Below are 18,877 nucleotides of genomic sequence, written 5' to 3'. Positions count from 1 at the left end.
ATTTCCCGGCCTTTCTTTATTGAAATGGCGAGTTGCAGCTGGTGCGCGGCCCGGCGAGGGGCTGATAGGTATCATCGGAGCTGCGATAGCTGCGATAGCGGTTTGAGCACCACTGCATGTGATTGACGCTCGGCCCGAAGCGCTTAACCTGCGGGCGGGTGGATGGGCGCACGTCCAACGGCTCGCCGTTCTTGTAACGCAACACACCCTGACCGGAGATATAGTTTTCGCTGTTGCGGCAGGTGACGGAGCCGTAGCATCCCGGCGAATTCGGGCCGGGTCGATTGGTATTCGAATTGGGATTGACGACTGGCGGTCTGGTCGGCTGCAACGATGGCAGATAGGGCGTTTTGCGCAGTTCGACCGCCACGGCGGGCGCAGCGAAGCCAACGGCAAACAGACTGGAAATCATCGCTGCGCACAGGGTTTTCTTGAGCATTACGACTATTGCCTTTCATGTATGGGAGGCGGGCATTCGCTGTCGTCATACACTTAATATGGGTGTTTCATCTTCCAAAATCATCCGTTCGGGGAAAATTCCCGGCGCGGCCAAGAAGTCCTTGCCAATCGCGATGCAACTGGCGAGATTGCTCGCACATGTTTACGATAGCCACATTCAATGTCGAGAATCTGATGCGCCGGTTCGATTTTTCGGGCTTCCGCAATGAATTGCATCAGGACCGCAGCCTGCAATTGTTCGAAATCGGTGACGAGGCGCAATACCGTCTGCTGGAGCAGGCGCGTGCTGTCGCCCATGCCGACGACACAAGGCAGATGACGGCGCTCGCAATCGCCGAAACGCGCGCCGACATACTGTGCCTGCAGGAAGTCGATAATCTGGCCGCGCTCAACGCCTTCGAATATGGCTATCTTTTCAAGATGATCGGCCATGGCTACCGGCACAAACATCTGATCGACGGCAATGACAGCCGGGGCATCGACGTGGCCGTCATGATCCGGGACACGACCCGCGACGGCCAGCCTATAGAGGTGGACGAGGTCACGAGCCACGCGCATCTGACCTATAATGATTTCGGCCTGTACGAGCCTGTTCTGGCAGAACTTGGCATTGAGCCGCATGACCGCATTTTCAAGCGGGATTGTTTGAATGTGGATTTGCGTATTGCGGGCAAGCCGCTCTCGCTTTTCGTGACGCATCTCAAATCCATGACCGGCGCGCGCAACGGCTTTGACGGGCGCACCGCTTCATCCCCGGTTCGCAAAGCCGAGGCGAAGGCGATCCGCCGCATCATCGAAGACAAGTTCGGACCGGCCAAGGCTGCCAATCGGCGCTGGCTGATCTGTGGCGATTTCAACGATTATCGCGAGCGCATCGTCATTGGTGGCGATGAATGGAACGGCTATGACTTCACGCCCGTTCAGGAAGAGGACAGCGCGCTCGATGTGCTGCTTGGCGATGGTTTTGCCGTCAATCTCGTGGAGCGCCGCCCGATCATGGATCGCTGGACGTTGTATCATACGCGCGGACCACAGGAGCGACATCTTTGTCAGCTTGATTACATCCTGGCGTCACCATCATTTGCTTTGAAAAACGAAAGCGCGGTGCCGCAGATTGTCCGGCGCGGCCAGCCATGGCGCACGGTGTTTCCACGGGATCAGCAGGTGGAGCGCTATCCGCGCACGGGCTGGGATCGGCCCAAGGCCAGTGATCATTGCCCGGTCGCCGTGACGCTGAATATTGTCTGAGAGGCAGGATAGAACCACGATGGATCATGTGCGGGAAAATACGGTTCATGTCATCGATGATGCCGATGTCCGTGTCGTTCCAGGGCCGCTTGAATATACGCAGCAGCATCAGCAGATAATTGCGCTGAACTGGAAGCGTGAGCAGGCCGCAAAGCCAGCTTTGTTCGATGGCGAAATCTTTTTGGCGCCGGAAGCGCGGCTGGCCGATGGTGTCTTGAAGGCGGGTTTCAAGCGCAGCAGCTTTGCGACGCTGATGCATTGGCGCAACGACCCGGAGCCAGTTCGTCCATGGCATATCTTCGGCGTGGGCGTCATTGTTTCATGCGAGGGACATCTGATTGCGGCCCGTATGGGCATGCAGAATGCCGGTGGGGGGCGCATCTATTTTCCGGCAGGCTCAATCGACGATAACGACATTGTAGACGGGCGGGTGGACTACGTCGCCAATATGCAGCGCGAGGTGCGTGAAGAAACCGGTCTCAATCTGGCCGACGCTGAGGGCGAGGTGCAGCTCAATCTGGTGACTGGCAATCGCAGCATCGCGCTGTTCCGCCGCTATCGCTTCGATGCGCCGTCGCGGGAGCTGGTTTCCGGCATCGAAAATTTCGTATCTGCGCAGGCTGAGCCGGAACTGGCCGAGATTATCCCGATCAAGGCAGCGGGCATGATGGGCGATGCCACACCGTCTTATGTTCGTGCTTTTGCCGACTGGCATTTCAGACAGTGAACAAATAAGCCAGACTGGCAGTGACAGGGCCGATAAATTGGCTATGCTCGCACAGAATTCTATTAAGATGATGGTTGAATATAAAGACACTGATCATAGTTTCCAGAAAAGTGTCGAGGGGAGATTGAGGGATGAGCGAAGCCGCTGTTTCCGGCCGTTTCTATGAGGTTTTCGACGTTTTTGCCGAGAAAGCTCTGGCCGGAAATCCTTTGGCCGTCGTCCATGACTGCGAAGGGCTGAACGATGCCCGCATGCAGGCCATCGCCCGCGAGTTCAATCTTTCCGAGACGGTTTTCATTTTTCCGCCTTCCAATCCCGCCCATGAGGCTGCGGTTCGGATTTTCACGCCCGATTACGAATTGCCTTTTGCCGGTCATCCGACGGTGGGCGCCGCCGTTTCGCTGGCGCGCCGTCGCAACACCGGCGATGAGGCCGACCGGCTTGTCGCGCTGGAAGAAAAGGTGGGCATTGTGCGCTGTGGCGTCATTCTGGGTGACAACAGCGCCTTTGCCGAATTCGATCTTCCGCGCTTGCCGGAAAAGATCGACATACGCATCGAGAAAGAAGAAGCAGCCGCCGCCATCGGGCTTGGAACGCATGAGATAGGCTTCGAGAATCATGTGCCCGGCATCTGGAGCGCGGGAACGCCTTATCTTCTCGTGCCGGTTCACAATCTCATCGCTGCGGCCAAGGTGTCGATCGATCCGGTCTATGTCACGGAGAACCTGCCACATGTCGATGGGCGTCCGCTGCCGATCTATGTCTATTGCCGCGAGACGATTCTGTTCAACAGCAATTATCATGCCCGTATGTTCGTGACCGGGGCGAATGTCTATGAAGACCCGGCGACGGGTTCGGCGGCTGCAGCCTTTGCCGGAATGATCCAGCAGAACGATAAGCCGATGGACGGCAGTTCGCAATGGTGGATCGAGCAGGGCATGGAAATGGGGCGTCCGTCGCTCATCCGTCTTGAACTCGACGTCAACGGGCAGAAGCTGACCGGCGCGCGCATTGGTGGAACGGCGGTCAAGATCGCCGAGGGGCGGCTTTTCATCTGACGCAAATCCTTTCGTCTCCTTGATCTCTGTCAAGGCAAGCTCACCGCCCTATGTATTAGGAGTATGGGGAAGCTTTTTCAGGAGACGATACGCCATGTTGATCAAGGAAATGTCGGACTACGATCTTCGGGACATGATTCAGAATTCGCATATGGGGCGGCTGGCTTATATTCTGGATGACCGCCCGGTTATTGTGCCGATGAGTTTCCGCTTCAATGGCGGGTCGCTTTATTCCTTCACGACCGATGGGCAGAAGACCGAAGCGATGCGCAAGAACAATGCTGTCTGCATCCTCTTCGACCACATTCTATCCCGCACCGAATGGAAAACCGTGGTGCTGCACGGTCGCTATCGTGAGATCGCGCGGGAAGACGAGAAGGCGGCCATCGTCAGTATCATGTCTGCTGAGCCGACTTGGTGGGAACCGGCCTATACCAAGACCATCACCAAGGAAGGCGACACCCGCAAGCTGGAGCCGGTTTTCTTCCGGGTGGATATTGAGAGCGCCAGCGGTCATCAAACAAGCTGATCGCCGCGACTTCGATCATCCTTCACTTATCGAACGACAAGCACCGGAATCGTGCTGCGGGTAACGACTTCATAGGTCTGGCTGCCGAGCAGCAGGCCCTTGAAACCGCGCCGTCCGTTGGATGCCATGACGATCAAATCGCTGCCCAGTTCGGTCGCGGATTCGATGATGGCTGTTGCCGGGTGCTGCTCGACCACATGCAGCGTGTGGACTTCGCAGCCAGCCTCGACTGCCAGTTCGCGCGCGCGTATCAGTGTCGTATCGGCGAAATCCTTCCATTCCTGTTCGAAACGTTCGATGAAAGCCGGACTGTCGGTCCAACCGCCGGGCAGGCCGGACACGGAATAAGGTGCGGTGACCGTCACAACCGTAACCTTGGCCCCAACGGCCTTGGCCAGCTGGAATGCATGCACGAGACCACGCTCGGCGAATTCCGATCCATCGGTCGTGGCGATAATATTCTTGTACATGTTTCCTCGCTTCTCCAGATTCTGCTTTAAGCTAACGCCTATAAGAACCATATCCAAGCCTTGGCCGCATTGTTTGCGGCTGGAAATGCAAAATCAAAAGCGGAATGCCCATGCCTCTCGACATATCGCCGCCCATATCACCCCATTGCGATGCGTTTCAGGCAAGCTGGATCGCCACGGTTCTCAATCTCGACTGGCCATCGCGGGCGTCAACGAAAATCGAAAATGACGATGAACGCATCCGGCGGCAAAAACAGGAGCTGGCGAACCTCTTCAACGAGGCGTCGGAACACGGAATCAATGCGGTGGTGTTTCAGGTGTCGCCAGCAGCGGATGCATTCTATGCGTCATCCTATCTGCCGTGGTCGTCCTATCTGACCGGGACGCTCGGCAAAAACCCCGGCTTTGATCCGTTGCAGTTTGCCATTGAGCAGGCGCACAAGCGCGGCATCGAACTGCATGCCTGGCTCAATCCCTATCGGGTTTCGATGGACGTCAAGGCATCCACGCGCAAGGAATTGAAGAACTCGTCCAAGGATTCGCCGCCGAGCGTCTACAAGACGCATCCAAGCTGGGTCGGCGTGTCGGCGGATCGCTATGTTCTCGATCCCGGCATTCCCGCCGTTCGCCAATGGGTGACGAACATCACCGCCGAGGTCGTGCAGAAATACAATGTCGATGGAATCCAGTTCGACGATTATTTCTATTATGAAACCGCGTCCTCGCCTCTCGATGACGACAAGACCTATGCGCGTTTCGGTACACGCTTTGCCAGCAAATATGACTGGCGACGTTACAATACCTATACTTTGGTTCAGGAAATTTCCGACAAGATCAAGTCGATCAAGCCGAATGTGCGCTTTGGCATCAGCCCCGGTGGGGTCTGGCGCAACAAGGCCGACGATCCGCTAGGGTCTGCCACGCGCGCGGGCAAGACGAATTATGACGGCGATTTCGCCGATACGAGACGCTGGGTCAAGGACGGCCTGATCGATTATATCGCGCCGCAGGTTTACTGGTCGTTCGGACGCAAGGCCGTGTCCTACGACACGATCGTCAAATGGTGGGCGGATACGGTGCGCGGCACCAAGACTGATCTTTACATCGGCATGGCGCTTTATCGCGCCGGAACCGCAACCGCGTCGGAGCCGGGCTGGCAGGCAGGTGGCGGCTTAAGCGAGATCAAGCGCCAGCTGGAACTGAACCAGTCGCTGCCGGAAGTGAAGGGCAGCATCCTGTTTCGACAGGGATTTCTGTCCGACCCAAAACTGAAGAACGTATCGGATTATTTGAAGAAGACGTGGGGCAAGTGCGGCCAGAAATAGCGCGTTTCACCGCGCATCTTTGATCCTGATCAAAGTGCGCTTCCCGCAGAGTTGCTAATGCTTCTGCCGTTGCTGGTTTCCACCAGAATCGGCGACCGGGATGTCCGGCCCTAAATGGCATCCCGGCCTTCATCAAATCTGTCGAGCGCATACCAGCGCGATCTTTCGTAACGCCGTTTTCGACAGCCAGCGGGTGCTGTCGGCGTTGCCCCTCTATTTCACCAAATCGGCACCCGCGCTTCTCGTCGGTCGAGTATTTTGAAGAAATTGCCAGTATTTTAGCGTCTATTGATCAAGGTCAAAGCGATTGAAATTCGCGGCCTATAAGCAGGGCCGCAACGGCATTTACTTTATCCCGCGTTTATTAGCATTCGCTGGTTGTCAACCTGTGCAGTTGTTCCATATCCTCAACCATATGGTTCTCCGATGACTATCGAGCGGGGCGGTGGGATTGCGAACAGCCCGACAATGGGGATCGCCTGCCAATGCCTTGAACTAACTCGGGAATAATGCCGGCATTGTCGTAGATATTGCAAAAAGGGTGTTTCGCATGAGTTCCAACCGCAAGCAATGGATTGTGGCTGCAGTGGTGGTGGCGCTGGCTGCTGGTGGTTACTATGCCTGGAAGGCGCTGAACGGCAGCGGATTGCCCGATGGGATTGCCTCGGGCAATGGCCGTATCGAAGCAACCGAGATCGATATTTCGACCAAGAGCCCCGGTCGTATCCGCGAAATACTTGCCAATGAGGGTTCATTCGTCAAACAGGGCGATATCCTTGCGCGCATGGATACCGATCAGCTGGAAAGCCAGCGCGCACAGGCGGAAGCGCAATTGCGCCGGGCGCAGATCGGCATCGAGACGGCGCAGAGCCTCGTCATACAGCGACAGGCGGAATTTGCCGCCAATCAGGCGACGGTCGCCCAGCGCAATGCGCAACTCGATGCGGCACAGCGGCGTCTGGCACGTTCGCAGGCGTTGACCCAATCGCGAACCGTCTCCGAACAGGTTCTCGATGATGACCGCGCCAGTGCGCAAGGCGCGCAGGCAGCGGTCGAGGCTGCCAAGGCGCAGCTTGCGGCAAGCGACGCGGCCATCAATGCCGCCAAGGCGCAGGTTGTCGATGCCGAGGCATCGGTGGAAGCCGCCAAGGCGGCGATTGCCAGCATCATGGCGGATATCAACGACGCAACGCTGGTCGCGCCAACGGCGGGGCGGGTGCAATATCGTGTTGCCCAGCCCGGCGAAGTCCTTTCGGCTGGCGGTCGCGTTCTCAACCTCGTTGACCTTGGCGATGTCTATATGACGTTTTTCCTGCCGACCGCGCAGGCCGGTCGTGTCGCAATCGGCGCCGAAGCCCGCATCGTGCTGGATGCTGCGCCGCAATATGTCATTCCAGCCACGATTTCCTTCGTGGCCGATGTGGCGCAGTTCACGCCGAAGACGGTTGAAACCGAGGAGGAACGCCAGAAGCTGATGTTCCGCGTCAAGGCAAAGATTTCGCCGGAACTGCTTCAGAAATATATCCAGCAGGTGAAGACCGGGCTACCGGGCATGGCCTATGTGAAGCTTGACCCCGCTGCTGAATGGCCGAAGAACCTCGCGGAAACCGTAAAATGAGTGACGCTTCGGTCCAGTCTGAGGCGGGAGGCGACAGTTTTGTCGTTCGCGCAAAGGGCGTAAAATTGTCCTATGGCGCTGCGCAGGCGCTGCGCGATGTTGATCTCGATATCCCCGCAGGGCGCATGATCGGCCTGATCGGTCCCGACGGCGTCGGCAAATCGAGCCTGCTGTCGCTGGTTTCAGGCGCGCGCAGCATGCAGGAAGGCCACATTGAGGTGCTGGGCGGCGATATTGCCGATCGGAAGCATCGCGAATCTGCCTATCCGCGCATCGCCTATATGCCGCAAGGTCTTGGCAAGAACCTTTATCCGACGCTCTCGGTTTTCGAGAATATTGATTTTTTCGGACGGTTGTTCGGCCATGACAGGCAGGAGCGGGAGCGACGCATTGCCGATCTTCTGGCGCGCACTGGCATGTCACCCTTTGCGGATCGCCCGGCAGGCAAGCTCTCGGGCGGCATGAAACAGAAGACGAGCCTCTGCTGTTCGCTGATCCACGATCCTGATCTGCTGATCCTCGATGAACCGACCACTGGCGTCGATCCCCTGTCGCGCCGGCAGTTCTGGGAACTGATCGACGATATCCGCAAGGACCGTCCGGGGATGAGTGTCATCGTCGCGACCGCCTATATGGAGGAAGCGGAGCGTTTTGACTGGCTTGTCGCGATGAATGACGGGCAGATATTGGCAACGGGCACGCCGCGGGAGCTTCTCGAACGCACTAAAACGCCCAATCTCGATGCGGCCTTCATCGCTTTGCTGCCGGAGGAATTGCGGCAGGGGCACAAGGAAATCGTCATTCCGCCGCGCGCGCCGGGTGCCGATGCCGAGATCGCCATTGAAGCCGAACATGTCACGGTTCGGTTCGGCAATTTCACGGCGGTCGATAATGTGAGCTTCCGCATTCCACGCGGCGAAATTTTCGGGTTCCTCGGTTCGAATGGCTGCGGCAAATCCACCACCATGAAGGTGCTGACCGGCCTTCTGCCCGCCAGCGACGGCATTGCACGGTTGTTCGGGCGCGAGGTCGATCCGAAGGATATCGATATCAGGCGGCGCGTCGGCTACATGTCGCAGGCCTTTTCGCTTTATTCCGAGCTGACGGTTCTCCAGAATCTGGAACTGCATGCCAAGCTTTTCGGCATGGAGCCGGAACTGACCGCGCGGCGCATCAAGGAACTTTCCGAGCGTTTCGATCTGTCCGGAGTGATGGACGAATTGCCGGATTCCATGCCGCTTGGTATTCGCCAGCGCCTGTCTTTGGCGGTGGCGCTGATTCATTCGCCGGATATTCTCATTCTCGATGAGCCGACTTCCGGTGTGGACCCGGTGGCGCGTGATGCTTTCTGGGAAATTCTGGCCGACCTGTCGCGCAAGGATAATGTGACGATTTTCGTCTCGACCCACTTCATGAATGAAGCGGAGTTGTGCGACCGCATTTCATTGATGCATGCGGGCAAGGTGCTGATCAGCGACACGCCGAAAGCGATCACGGCAAGCCGCAATGCGGCGACCTTGGAAGAAGCCTTTATCGCCTATCTGACCGAAGCCATCGGCGAGACGCCGCAACCGGCAGCACCTGTTACGGAAGAGGCACCAGCGCCGGTTCAGGCTGCCGTCAGTCCTCCCAAGCCTCAACCGAGTTGGCTTCCCAATCCGCGCCGCATGCTGGCTTATACACGGCGCGAGGCGCTGGAATTGAAGCGCGATCCAATCCGCGCGACACTCGCCATTCTTGGTACGGTGATTTTGATGTTTGTGATCGGTTACGGCATCAATCTCAATGTCGAAAACCTGACATTTGCGGTTCTGGACCGCGACGATACGACGGTCAGCCGCGATTATACGCAGCAGATTGCCGGGTCGCGCTATTTCACTGAAATGCCGCCGATTACCGATTATGACGATCTCGACCGGCGGATGCGCAACGGCGAGATTAGCCTTGCCATCGAGATACCGCCACGTTTCGGCGCAAATATCGCGCATGGGCGGCCTGTCGAGGTGGCGGCCTGGATCGACGGTGCCATGCCCACCCGCGCTGAAACGGTGCGCGGCTATGTGCAAGGCATGCATGCCAACTGGCTGACGCAAAAGGCGCGCGAGCTTTATGGCAATGCGGCGACGGTCGGCAATTTCAATCTGGAAATTCGCTATCGCTACAATCCCGATGTCCAGAGTCTGGTGGCGATGGTTCCAGCAGTCATTCCAATGCTGCTTTTGATGATCCCGGCCATGCTCGCGGTTTTGAGCGTGGTGCGCGAAAAGGAGCTGGGCTCTATCATCAATTTCTATGTGACGCCGGTGACCAAATTCGAGTTCCTGTTCGGCAAGCAATTGCCCTATATCGCACTCGCCTTCCTCAACTTCCTGATGCTGACAGCCTTTGCTGTCTTCATCTTCCGGGTGCCGTTTACCGGCAGTTTCCTCACCTATGCAGCGGCGGCGCTGCTCTATGTCATCATCGCGACCGGCATGGGTCTGGTGCTTTCCACCTTCATGAGCAGCCAGATTGCCGCCATTTTCGGGACGGCCTTGCTGACACTCATTCCGGCGGTGCAATATTCCGGCATCATCGATCCGGTTTCGTCATTGCAGGGTGCGGGCGCATTCATCGGCAAGATTTACCCGACGACCTATTTCGTGACCATCTCGCGCGGGGTTTTCTCCAAGGCGCTTGATTTTGGCGATCTTGCCGGGTCGTTCATACCCTTGCTGATCGCCATTCCGGTGCTGATGGTGCTGGCCATTCTCCTTCTCAAGAAACAGGCGGGCTGAGATGCGGATAGCCAATATATTCCAGCTCGGTATCAAGGAATTGCGCGGTCTCGCCCGCGATCCTATGCTTCTGCTGCTGATCGTCTATGCGTTTACGCTTGCGGTCTATACCTCTGCCCGGGCCCAGCCCGAAAATCTCAGCAATGCGGCTATCGCGATTGTCGATGAAGACCAATCGCCGGTCTCAAACCGTATCACCTCGGCTTTCTACCCGCCTTATTTCGTGCCGCCCAAACTCATTTCTTCCTACGAGATGGACAGCCGCATGGATGAAGGGCTCGACACTTTCGCGCTGAACATTCCGCCGAATTTTCAGCGCGATCTGCTGGCCGGGCGCTCGCCGACCATCCAGCTCAATGTGGATGCAACTCGCATGAGTCAGGCCTTTACGGGCGGTGGCTATGTTCAGTCCATCGTCTCCAGTGAGGTGAACGAGTTCCTGAACCGTTGTCGCGGCACGGCGGATACGAAGGTCGATCTCAATTTGCGATCCCGCTTCAATCAGGATCTGAACAAGAGCTGGTTTGGCGCGATCAACAATGTCATTTCGTCGGTCACCATGCTGTCGATCATCCTGACGGGTGCTGCGCTGATCCGCGAGCGCGAGCATGGCACCATCGAGCATTTGCTCGTCATGCCGGTGACGCCGGTTGAAATCATGGTCAGCAAGGTCTGGTCCATGGGGCTGGTCGTGCTGGTCGCTTCGGCCTTTGCGCTGATCTTTGTAGTGCAAGGTCTGCTAGCGGTGCCGATTTATGGATCGGTTCTGCTGTTTCTGGCTGGCGCCGCATTGCAGCTTTTCGCAACCACCAGCCTCGGCATTTTTCTGGCAACGGTTGCAGGCTCCATGCCGCAGTTCGGCATGTTGCTGATGCTGGTGCTAATGCCGTTGCAGGTGCTTTCCGGCGGCATGACGCCACGGGAAAGCATGCCGGACATCATCCAGAACATCATGCTGGTAGCTCCAAACACGCATTTCGTCATATTGGCGCAGGCGATCCTGTTCCGAGGGGCAGGGATCGGCGTGGTATGGCCGCAATTTCTGGCCCTGATCGTCATCGGTTCGGTGCTGTTTTACTTCGCGCTGCAACGCTTCCGGGCATTCCTGCGATAGAGCGGTGGGAACCGCTCTATCCATTCGTTTTGACGCATTATCCTGCGCATCGGAGCGGGATCAGAAATCAGTCCATTGAACCGATTTCCCCGCGTAGGCGCTGCGCACTTTGGCTGGAAATGCTCTAACCAAAGATGTTTGAAAACAATGCCCTGAATCGCTTCGTTGAGAATGCGATTCAGGGGAGCGCGCTTTTTGGCGCATTGCGAATCCGCCTCGGCCTTGCTAGGGCTCGTTTCAGGAAACGGTTTCGCTGTAAAAGGCGGATGAAAAGGGAACGCGGTGAGGCCATCTGGCCAATTCTGCGACTGCCCCCGCAACTGTAACCGGAGAGCTATCTTCCACAATCGCTCAGGCGATCAAGCCACTGAGAGCAGTTTTTGCACTCGGGAAGGCGGAAGAACAGCGGCGACCCGGAAGTCAGGAGACCTGCCGCATCCGGTCACCTAGTTTCGACGCGGGGCGTGTCGGGGCGCGGCTTTCCGTAGCGGTGACATTGGACAAATGTTGCCGCCGGAACGGGAAAAGGGTATCCCCCATTTCTTCGACCTGCGGTCAGGCGATATCGCCTTGCAGGAGACGATACAGGTGCATATTCCAAAATTATCCATTTTGCTGACGGCTGCTTTTGCGGCTGCAAATCCGCTTGCCGCATCGGCCCAAACCGCCAGCGGCGCGGGCGATGCCAATGCAAGCGTGGTTCTCGATACGATTGTTGTCACGCCGCTTCGTCGCGCAACGTCGTTGCAGCGATCCACCTCGTCGGTAACGGTCATCGACACGGCTGAAATCGAGCGTTCGGCGGCCCCCGATCTGCAATCACTGCTGAAATCCTATAGCGGGGTTTCGATCAAGGCGAATGGCGGGCAGGGGTCGAAGTCGGACATCTATATGCGCGGCATGTCGTCCAAGCAGACGGTCGTACTAGTCAATGGCGTCCGCACGGCATCGGCTACGGACGGAACCACGGCGCTGGCCAATATACCGCTGACGTCCATCGAGCGCATCGAGATCGCCAAGGGCGGCCATTCGGCCCAATATGGTGCGGATGCGATGGGCGGCGTCATCAACATCATCACCAAGCAGGGCGGGGCTTGTGGCGAGCGCTCATGGTGCGGCAGCCTGTCCACGGGCGTCACCCATCCCTGGGGCGGCTATGCTTCCGGTTCGGTGCAAGGGCAGAGCGCTGCGGGTGTCGATTATGCCTTTGGTGCGGCGATCACCGGCACCGAGGGCTATGATTTCACCAGCCCCGATGCGTGGGGACACGAACCGGACCGGGATGGTTTCCTGCAAGGCTCGCTCAACTTCTCGCTCGGAAAAGATTTTGACTGGGGCAGGATCTATGCGGACGGGCTTTTGAGCCGGGGCCGCAATCAGTATGATTCCGAATATCCGTCCGCCGATCAGGGCTACAGCACAGCCTTTTCTGGCAAGATCGGCACGCGGATCGATCACGCGGATGACTGGTCTTCGACAGTCGAGTTCAGCTCGGGCATCGATAGCAGCCGTGATTTCCGCAAGGGCGTCTCCGGCTCCGACCGTTATGAAACCAAGCGCTACGGCGTTTTCGCGTCCACCGAGAAAAGTTTCGAAACGGGCAAGGCAAAGCATGTCGTGACCGGCGGTGTCGAAGCCTATCGCGAGACGATCGATTCCACCGTCGCCTATGACGAGACGGGGCGCAATCTGGCGGCGGTGTTCGGGCAGTATTCGCTGGAATATGAAGCGCTGCGCGTCGATGGCGGTGTGCGTTACGACCACAACCAGCAATTCGGCGACGTGACGACATACAATATTGGTGCGAGCTATGAGATTGTACCCGACCTCGTTGTGCGGTCGTCCTATGCGACCGGATTTCGTGCGCCGACATTCAACGAGCTTTATTATCCCGGTTTCGCCAATCCCGATCTGCAGCCGGAAAAGTCACGCTCCTATGAAGTGGGGCTGAACTGGCAGATTTCGGCGGCGACCAGCCTTGATCTTGCGCTTTATCGCAATGAATTGCGCGATGCGATCATGAGTACCGCGCCTTCTTATCTGCCCTATAATGTGGCGCGCGCTCAGGTGACAGGTTTCGAGGCGACGCTGGCGCATCGCTTCGATGACCAATGGGGCGTGAAGGGGGTGCTGGACTTCAAGCGACCCATCGATGAAGAAAACGACACCGATCTTGCCTATCGCGAACGTTTCAAGGCGACCGCCGAAGTGAACTATACGCCGTTCGAAGGTCTCGACCTGACGGGCCGCGTCTTCTATGGCGGTTCGCGCTATGCCGATGCCGCAAATACGCGGAAGCTCGGCAGCTATGTGACCGCCGATTTCGTGGCGCTTTATGCCGTCGACAAGCAGTCAAAGCTGAAGTTCTCGGTCGAGAACATCTTTGACAAGGACTACCAGACGACCTCCGGTTATATTGCGCCGGGCCGTACCTTCAACATCGGTCTGACGCGGAATTTCTGAGGGTTTATCGACGGATGACGAGAGCGACGATCCTTGGCGCAAACTGGCTTATGGCGCTGGCAGCCATGGTTTCGGTCGCTCTTTCTTCTGCCAAGGCTGCACCGCCACAGCGCGTGGTGTCGATCAATGTCTGCACCGATCAACTGGCCATGCTTCTGGCCGCGCCGGGACAGTTGCGGTCGGTTTCCCGTCTGTCGCGCGATCCGCAGCTTTCCGTGCTGGCTGTGCAGGCGGCGACAATACCGGTTAATCGGGCTGAAGCAGAGGAGATTTTCCTCATGAAGCCCGATCTGGTGCTGGCGGGCACATTTTCATCGCAGGTGACGGTCGATCTTCTGCGCAGGCTTGGCCTGCATGTGGAACAGTTCACGCCTGCGCGCTCGTTTGACGATATCGAAGCGCATCTAAGGCGGATGGGCGCGTTGCTTGGACGCGAAGAACAGGCGGAAGCGCTGGTCGCCTCCATGCGATCTAGACTTGCGGCAATAGAAAAGCCGCAGCAACGCAAGACCGTCGCGCTTTATTTCGCCAATAGTTACACATCCGGGCGCGGCACATTGATTGACGAGGCGGTCAAGCGGGCAGGGCTGGACAATATCGCCGACCGCGCTGGCGTGAACGGACCTGCGGCGCTACCTCTCGAAATGCTGGTGATGGAAAAGCCAGATATGCTGGTCCTCAGTGCAAGCGAGCGCGCACCGGGGCTGGCTTTCCAGAATTTCCGGCATCCGGCTTTGCAGGCGCTGGAGCGCGAGGCGAAAGCAATGACGCTTCCCGATAATCTGACCGTTTGCGGCGGGCCGTTCAGTGTTGAGGCGGTGGAAAAACTTGGCGAGGCGGCGCGTGACTGAAAACACTCGTTTCGTGCTTTTGCTCGTCAGCCTTACCGTGCTTGTGGCGGTCCTTTTCGCGTGGTCGCTGCTGACCGGGCCAGCCAATATTGCGGTGAGCGACAGTCTCCGGGCGCTGTTCAGCGGCGAGGGCGATGCCATCGTGCTGGTGATGCGTGAGATCCGCCTGCCGCGCGCCTTGCTGGCTTTGCTGATCGGCGCGTCGCTGGGGCTTTCTGGGGCGGCCCTGCAAGGCTATCTGCGAAACCCGCTGGCAGAACCCGGATTGCTCGGCGTCAGCGCTTCGGCTTCGCTTGGCGCAGTCATCGCCATTTATACCGGGCTGTCGCTGCTGTTTCCCTTGGCCCTGCCTTTGCTGGCGCTGGCCGGTGCATTCGCATCGGTCTTTCTCGTCAAGCTTCTGGCCGGGCGCAATGCCGGAACATTGGCGGTCATTCTGGCCGGTGTCGCGGTGACCAGCCTAGCCGGAGCGCTGACTGCTCTGGCGCTCAACCTTTCGCCCAACCCCTTCGCAGCGATGGAAATCGTGTTCTGGATGCTCGGCTCGCTGGCAGACCGCTCGATGACCCATGTGATGCTGGTGGTTCCGTTCATCATCATTGGCTGGATCATGCTTCTGTCGCTGGGGCGGGCGCTCGACAGCCTGACGCTCGGTGCCGATGCAGCGGCCAGCATGGGTGTCAGTCTGGCCCGCGCGCAGCTTCTGGCCGTGTTGGGCACAGCGCTTTGTGTCGGTGCTTCGACGGCAGTGGCGGGCGCTATCGGATTTGTCGGTCTTGTGGTGCCGCATCTGCTGCGACCGCTGGTCGGGGCGCGACCATCGCGGCTGCTTGTCGCGAGTAGCTTGGGCGGTGCGGCTTTGCTGCTTGCTGCCGATATAGTGGTGCGGGTCGCCATGCCGGGACGGGAACTGAAGCTCGGCGTCGTCACGGCCCTGATCGGCGCGCCATTCTTCCTGTGGCTGGTGTTCAAATATCGCAGGCAACTCGTATGACGGTGCTCTCGGTTCAAAATATCAGCGTGTCGCTGGGCGGGAAAACCGTGCTGGATCGCGTCAGCTTCGATGCAGGCCCCGGCGAGTTCATCGGCCTGATCGGACCCAATGGCGCAGGCAAAACCACGCTTTTGAAAGCAATGCTCGGCCTTGTTCGGGCAGATGGCGCGGTTTCACTCGATGGACGAGGAATAGCCAATTTCAACGCCCGCGACAAAGCTGGTGCGGTTGCCTATCTGCCGCAGGAGCGCGATGTCGCCTGGCCGGTTTCCGCGCATATGCTGGTGTCATTGGGACGGTCGGCGCTGAAGCCAAGCTTTGCTTCGCTGGACGCTGGCGATGAAGCGCTGATCCGTTCGGCGATGCAGCGCATGGATGTGGAAGCCTTTGCCGAGCGGCCAGCCAACGCGCTTTCCGGCGGTGAACTGGCGCGGGTGCTGATCGCCCGCGTTCTGGCGCAGGATACGCCTGTGATCCTCGCCGACGAGCCGGTCGCCGGGCTTGATCCGTCGCATCAACTGGCCTTGATGGAAAACTTTGCCGCAATTGCGCAGGAAGGCCGAACGGTGATCGCCTCGCTGCATGAGCTTGGCCTTGCGGCACAATATTGCACGCGGCTGATCATTCTCGAGAACGGGCGTCTTGCGGCGGATGGCCCGCCGCAGGACGTGCTGACGCCGGAGCGGCTGCGGCAGGTTTACGGGATCGAGGCGCATATCCTGCATATCGACGGGCAGTTCATCGTGCAGCCGAAGTCCCGCGCTTAAACTCTGCGCCACTGGCGTTCCCGCGCCGAACCGTAGATCGTTTCCAGCGTCTTTTGCACTTCATAACCTTCACGGAAATCGGCATGTCCGGTTTTATGGCCAGCAATAGCCAGCAGGAAGTCGCGCACTTCGATGGTCTTGAGGTCGTTGAAACCGATCTGGTGTCCCGCCGCCACGCAGAACGAACCATAGGGTTCGTGGTCGGGACCGGCAAAAATCTTGCGAAAACCCTGCTGGCCTTTTTTGTCGGCATGAAGAAACAGGTCCAACTCGTTGAACCGCTCCTGCGTGAAAAAGATCGCGCCTTTCGAGCCGGAGATTTCGAAGTCATGCTGCATTTTGCGCCCGCTGGCGATCCAGCTTGCTTCCAGCGTCCCGGTCGCCCCATTGGAAAAACTGATCATGGCATGGCAGACATCGTCCACTTCAACCGGCTTGCTTTGTGAAGGATCGGCGCTGTCCGGGCGCTCGCGAATGGCGGTGACGGTCTTGCCCATGACTTCGGCAATCGGGCCGACCAGATAGCGCGCGGCAGCGATGATGTGGCTACCTATATCGGCAAGGGCACCGCCGCCGCCAGCCGGGTCCAGTCGCCATGTCCATGGAATGCGCGCATCGGCCATGAAATCTTCCGCATGGATGCCGCGAAAGTTCCGGACCTCTCCAATTTCACCGCTGTCTATAATGTCTTTCGCCAGCCGGATCATCGGGTTCTTGAGATAGTTGAAACCAACGGCTGTCTGGACACCTTTCTTCTCCGCCGCGAGCGTCATTTCCAGACAATCGGCTGCGCTGGGGGCAAGTGGCTTTTCGCAATAAACATGCTTGCCTGCTTCAATCGCCGCCAGCGCCATTTCCTTGTGAAATCGGTTGGGCGTGGTGATATCGATAAGGTTGATTGTCGGATCGGCAATCAGGTCGCACCAGTTGCCGGTCGCATGGGCAAAGCCCAGTTGTCTTGCGGCTTTCTCAGCGGTTGTTTCATCGATATCGGCCAGCGTGTGCAACTCGACCTGCAAAGGCAGGTCGAAGATGCGATTGACGTTGGCAAGCGCCAGCGCATGGGTCTTGCCCATAAAGCCGGACCCGATCAGACCTGTAACGACTGCCATGCCTTCCTCCCAAGCGCTGACACCATACATGCTGGCAAAGTTCTGCCCGCAATACGCATCATCCAGTCGGAAAATATGCGTTTCGGGGAGAGCTTATCCGATTGACATGGGCTAGCAGAAATGGAATTATAATTCCACGAGAATTTTCTAATGATTGTTTCATTCTATTGAATAGCCGAAGTCGCTTTATTTGCGGGTCATGACTTGGAGGAAGTCACCGTGATGATACCGACAAGGCTGAAAATCGAGAAAACCGGCGGGGAGCGTCGGACAATGGGAGGAGTGAACATGAAATCTCTTTTGAAATCGGCAGTCGCTGGCGCGGCCCTCATGGCTGCGTCATTCGCTGCACATGCGGCTGACATCAATATCGTTGTCGTCAGCCATGGTCAGGCATCGGACCCGTTCTGGTCCGTGGTGAAGAATGGTGTGGCGGAAGCTGCCAAGGATACGGGTGCCAAGGTTGACTATCGCGCGCCGGAAACCTTCGACATGGTGCAAATGGGCCAGCTTATCGATGCGGCCATCAACCAGAAGCCGCAAGGTATCGTCGTATCGATCCCGGATGCCGATGCGCTCGGGCCGTCGATCCAGCGCGCCGTCGCCGCTGGTATTCCGGTCATATCGATGAACTCCGGTTCCGATGCTTCCAAGAAACTCGGCGCGCTGCTGCATGTCGGTCAGGATGAATTCGATGCGGGCAAGGTCGCCGGCGAAGCCTTGAAAGAGGCCGGCGGCAAGAAAGGTATCTGTGTCAATCAGGAAGTGGGCAATGTCTCGCTTGACCAGCGTTGCGCCGGTTTCAAGGAAGGCTTCGGTGACGTGACCGTTCTGCCGACCTCCACTGATCCGGCGGAAAATGAAGCCAAGGTGCGCGCGGCGCTCGCCTCCGACACAGCGGTCGATACGATCCTGACCCTTAACGCGACGCTTGCCGGTGAGCCTGCCGTGAAGGCGGCAGCAGAAAGTGGCCGCAGCGGCATTCATGTTGCAACCTTCGATATGTCGGCAGGCTTCCTTGAAGCCGTCGAGAAGGGGCAGGCAGACTTCGCCATCGACCAGCAGCAGTTCCTGCAAGGTTATCTGCCGGTTTCGTTCCTGGCGCTCAATGCGAAATATGGCCTGATGCCCGGCGGCAATGTGCCTTCCGGCCCGAACCTGATCACCAAGGACAAGGCTGCCCAAGTAGTCGAGCTTTCCGCCAAGGGCATCCGTTAGAACCGGCAATATTTCGGCTCTGGCGGCCTGCAAATGGCACTGTTTTGCGCTTCCGGTGCTCATGTACCCAAAAGTACACTGCGCTCCGGTTCTCAAACCGCACCATTTTCGGCTCGTCAGAGCCAAAATTTCCTCCGGTTCTAAAAA

At 58.0% G+C, this 18,877-nt stretch carries 16 protein-coding genes and 1 riboswitch; of the genes, 13 read left to right on the top strand and 3 right to left on the bottom strand.

Annotation, left to right across the window (positions count from 1 at the left end; all coding sequences use genetic code 11):
* Positions 1-16: 16 nt before the first annotated feature.
* Complete coding sequence (locus D8666_RS03970; RefSeq protein ID WP_109369364.1) at positions 17-439, bottom strand: BA14K family protein; 423 nt, start codon at positions 437-439, stop codon at positions 17-19.
* 158 nt (positions 440-597) lie between these two features.
* Between D8666_RS03970 and D8666_RS03965 the strand changes: the two genes are divergently transcribed.
* From D8666_RS03965 to D8666_RS03950, 4 genes are all read left to right on the top strand, one after another.
* Complete coding sequence (locus D8666_RS03965) at positions 598-1,707, top strand: endonuclease/exonuclease/phosphatase family protein (protein WP_109369363.1); 1,110 nt, start codon at positions 598-600, stop codon at positions 1,705-1,707.
* Positions 1,708-1,726: 19 nt separating this feature from the next.
* Positions 1,727-2,434 carry an NUDIX hydrolase gene (locus D8666_RS03960; protein ID WP_109369362.1) on the top strand — a complete coding sequence of 236 codons (708 nt, stop codon included), beginning with the start codon at positions 1,727-1,729 and terminating at the stop codon, positions 2,432-2,434.
* 131 nt (positions 2,435-2,565) lie between these two features.
* The gene (locus D8666_RS03955; RefSeq protein WP_109369361.1) at positions 2,566-3,492 is read left to right on the top strand and encodes a PhzF family phenazine biosynthesis protein; all 927 of its coding nucleotides are present in this window, start codon (positions 2,566-2,568) and stop codon (positions 3,490-3,492) included.
* 94 nt (positions 3,493-3,586) lie between these two features.
* Positions 3,587-4,021: a pyridoxamine 5'-phosphate oxidase family protein gene (locus D8666_RS03950; RefSeq protein ID WP_109369360.1), complete on the top strand. Its 435-nt coding sequence runs from the start codon at positions 3,587-3,589 to the stop codon at positions 4,019-4,021.
* Between the two features lie 26 nt (positions 4,022-4,047).
* Here the strand turns inward: D8666_RS03950 and D8666_RS03945 are convergent, their stop codons facing one another.
* Entirely contained in the window at positions 4,048-4,491 is a 444-nt protein-coding gene (locus tag D8666_RS03945; protein WP_109369359.1) for a universal stress protein, read from the bottom strand.
* A gap of 110 nt (positions 4,492-4,601) precedes the next feature.
* Here D8666_RS03945 and D8666_RS03940 point away from each other — a divergent pair, with 110 nt between their 5' ends.
* The 8 genes from D8666_RS03940 (at position 4,602) to D8666_RS03905 (ending at position 16,400) form a co-directional block, all read left to right on the top strand.
* On the top strand, positions 4,602-5,816 hold the full coding sequence (locus tag D8666_RS03940; RefSeq protein ID WP_235858885.1) for a glycoside hydrolase family 10-like protein: 1,215 nt from the start codon (positions 4,602-4,604) through the stop codon (positions 5,814-5,816).
* Between the two features lie 550 nt (positions 5,817-6,366).
* Entirely contained in the window at positions 6,367-7,434 is a 1,068-nt protein-coding gene (locus D8666_RS03935; RefSeq protein WP_109369357.1) for an HlyD family secretion protein, read from the top strand.
* Entirely contained in the window at positions 7,401-10,211 is a 2,811-nt protein-coding gene (rbbA, locus tag D8666_RS03930) for a ribosome-associated ATPase/putative transporter RbbA (protein ID WP_371830790.1), read from the top strand. Before D8666_RS03935 ends, rbbA begins: the two co-directional genes overlap by 34 nt.
* A 1-nt stretch (position 10,212) precedes the next feature.
* Positions 10,213-11,325: an ABC transporter permease gene (locus tag D8666_RS03925; RefSeq protein ID WP_121536354.1), complete on the top strand. Its 1,113-nt coding sequence runs from the start codon at positions 10,213-10,215 to the stop codon at positions 11,323-11,325.
* 228 nt (positions 11,326-11,553) lie between these two features.
* Positions 11,554-11,776: riboswitch (cobalamin riboswitch) on the top strand.
* Positions 11,777-11,913: 137 nt separating this feature from the next.
* Positions 11,914-13,788 carry a TonB-dependent receptor domain-containing protein gene (locus tag D8666_RS03920; protein ID WP_109370259.1) on the top strand — a complete coding sequence of 625 codons (1,875 nt, stop codon included), beginning with the start codon at positions 11,914-11,916 and terminating at the stop codon, positions 13,786-13,788.
* A gap of 14 nt (positions 13,789-13,802) precedes the next feature.
* On the top strand, positions 13,803-14,639 hold the full coding sequence (locus tag D8666_RS03915; RefSeq protein ID WP_109369354.1) for an ABC transporter substrate-binding protein: 837 nt from the start codon (positions 13,803-13,805) through the stop codon (positions 14,637-14,639).
* On the top strand, positions 14,632-15,633 hold the full coding sequence (locus D8666_RS03910; protein ID WP_109369353.1) for a FecCD family ABC transporter permease: 1,002 nt from the start codon (positions 14,632-14,634) through the stop codon (positions 15,631-15,633). The genes D8666_RS03915 and D8666_RS03910 overlap by 8 nt, the downstream gene beginning before the upstream one ends.
* Positions 15,630-16,400: an ABC transporter ATP-binding protein gene (locus D8666_RS03905; RefSeq protein ID WP_121536352.1), complete on the top strand. Its 771-nt coding sequence runs from the start codon at positions 15,630-15,632 to the stop codon at positions 16,398-16,400. Before D8666_RS03910 ends, D8666_RS03905 begins: the two co-directional genes overlap by 4 nt.
* On the opposite strand, the gene D8666_RS03900 is transcribed toward D8666_RS03905, so the two are convergent.
* Positions 16,397-17,512, bottom strand: coding sequence for a Gfo/Idh/MocA family protein (locus D8666_RS03900; protein ID WP_109370258.1), 1,116 nt, complete (start codon positions 17,510-17,512; stop codon positions 16,397-16,399). The two genes, D8666_RS03905 and D8666_RS03900, sit on opposite strands and share 4 nt — an antisense overlap.
* 288 nt (positions 17,513-17,800) lie before the next feature.
* Between D8666_RS03900 and D8666_RS03895 the strand changes: the two genes are divergently transcribed.
* Positions 17,801-18,730, top strand: coding sequence for a sugar ABC transporter substrate-binding protein (locus tag D8666_RS03895; protein ID WP_109369351.1), 930 nt, complete (start codon positions 17,801-17,803; stop codon positions 18,728-18,730).
* The last annotated feature ends 147 nt before the right edge of the window (positions 18,731-18,877 follow it).

It is taken from the genome of Ochrobactrum soli, assembly GCF_003664555.1.
Taxonomy (GTDB): Bacteria; Pseudomonadota; Alphaproteobacteria; order Rhizobiales; family Rhizobiaceae; genus Brucella; species Brucella teleogrylli.
The sequence above is the reverse complement of the archived record's forward strand: the minus strand, read 5'-3'. Positions and strand labels throughout refer to the sequence as shown.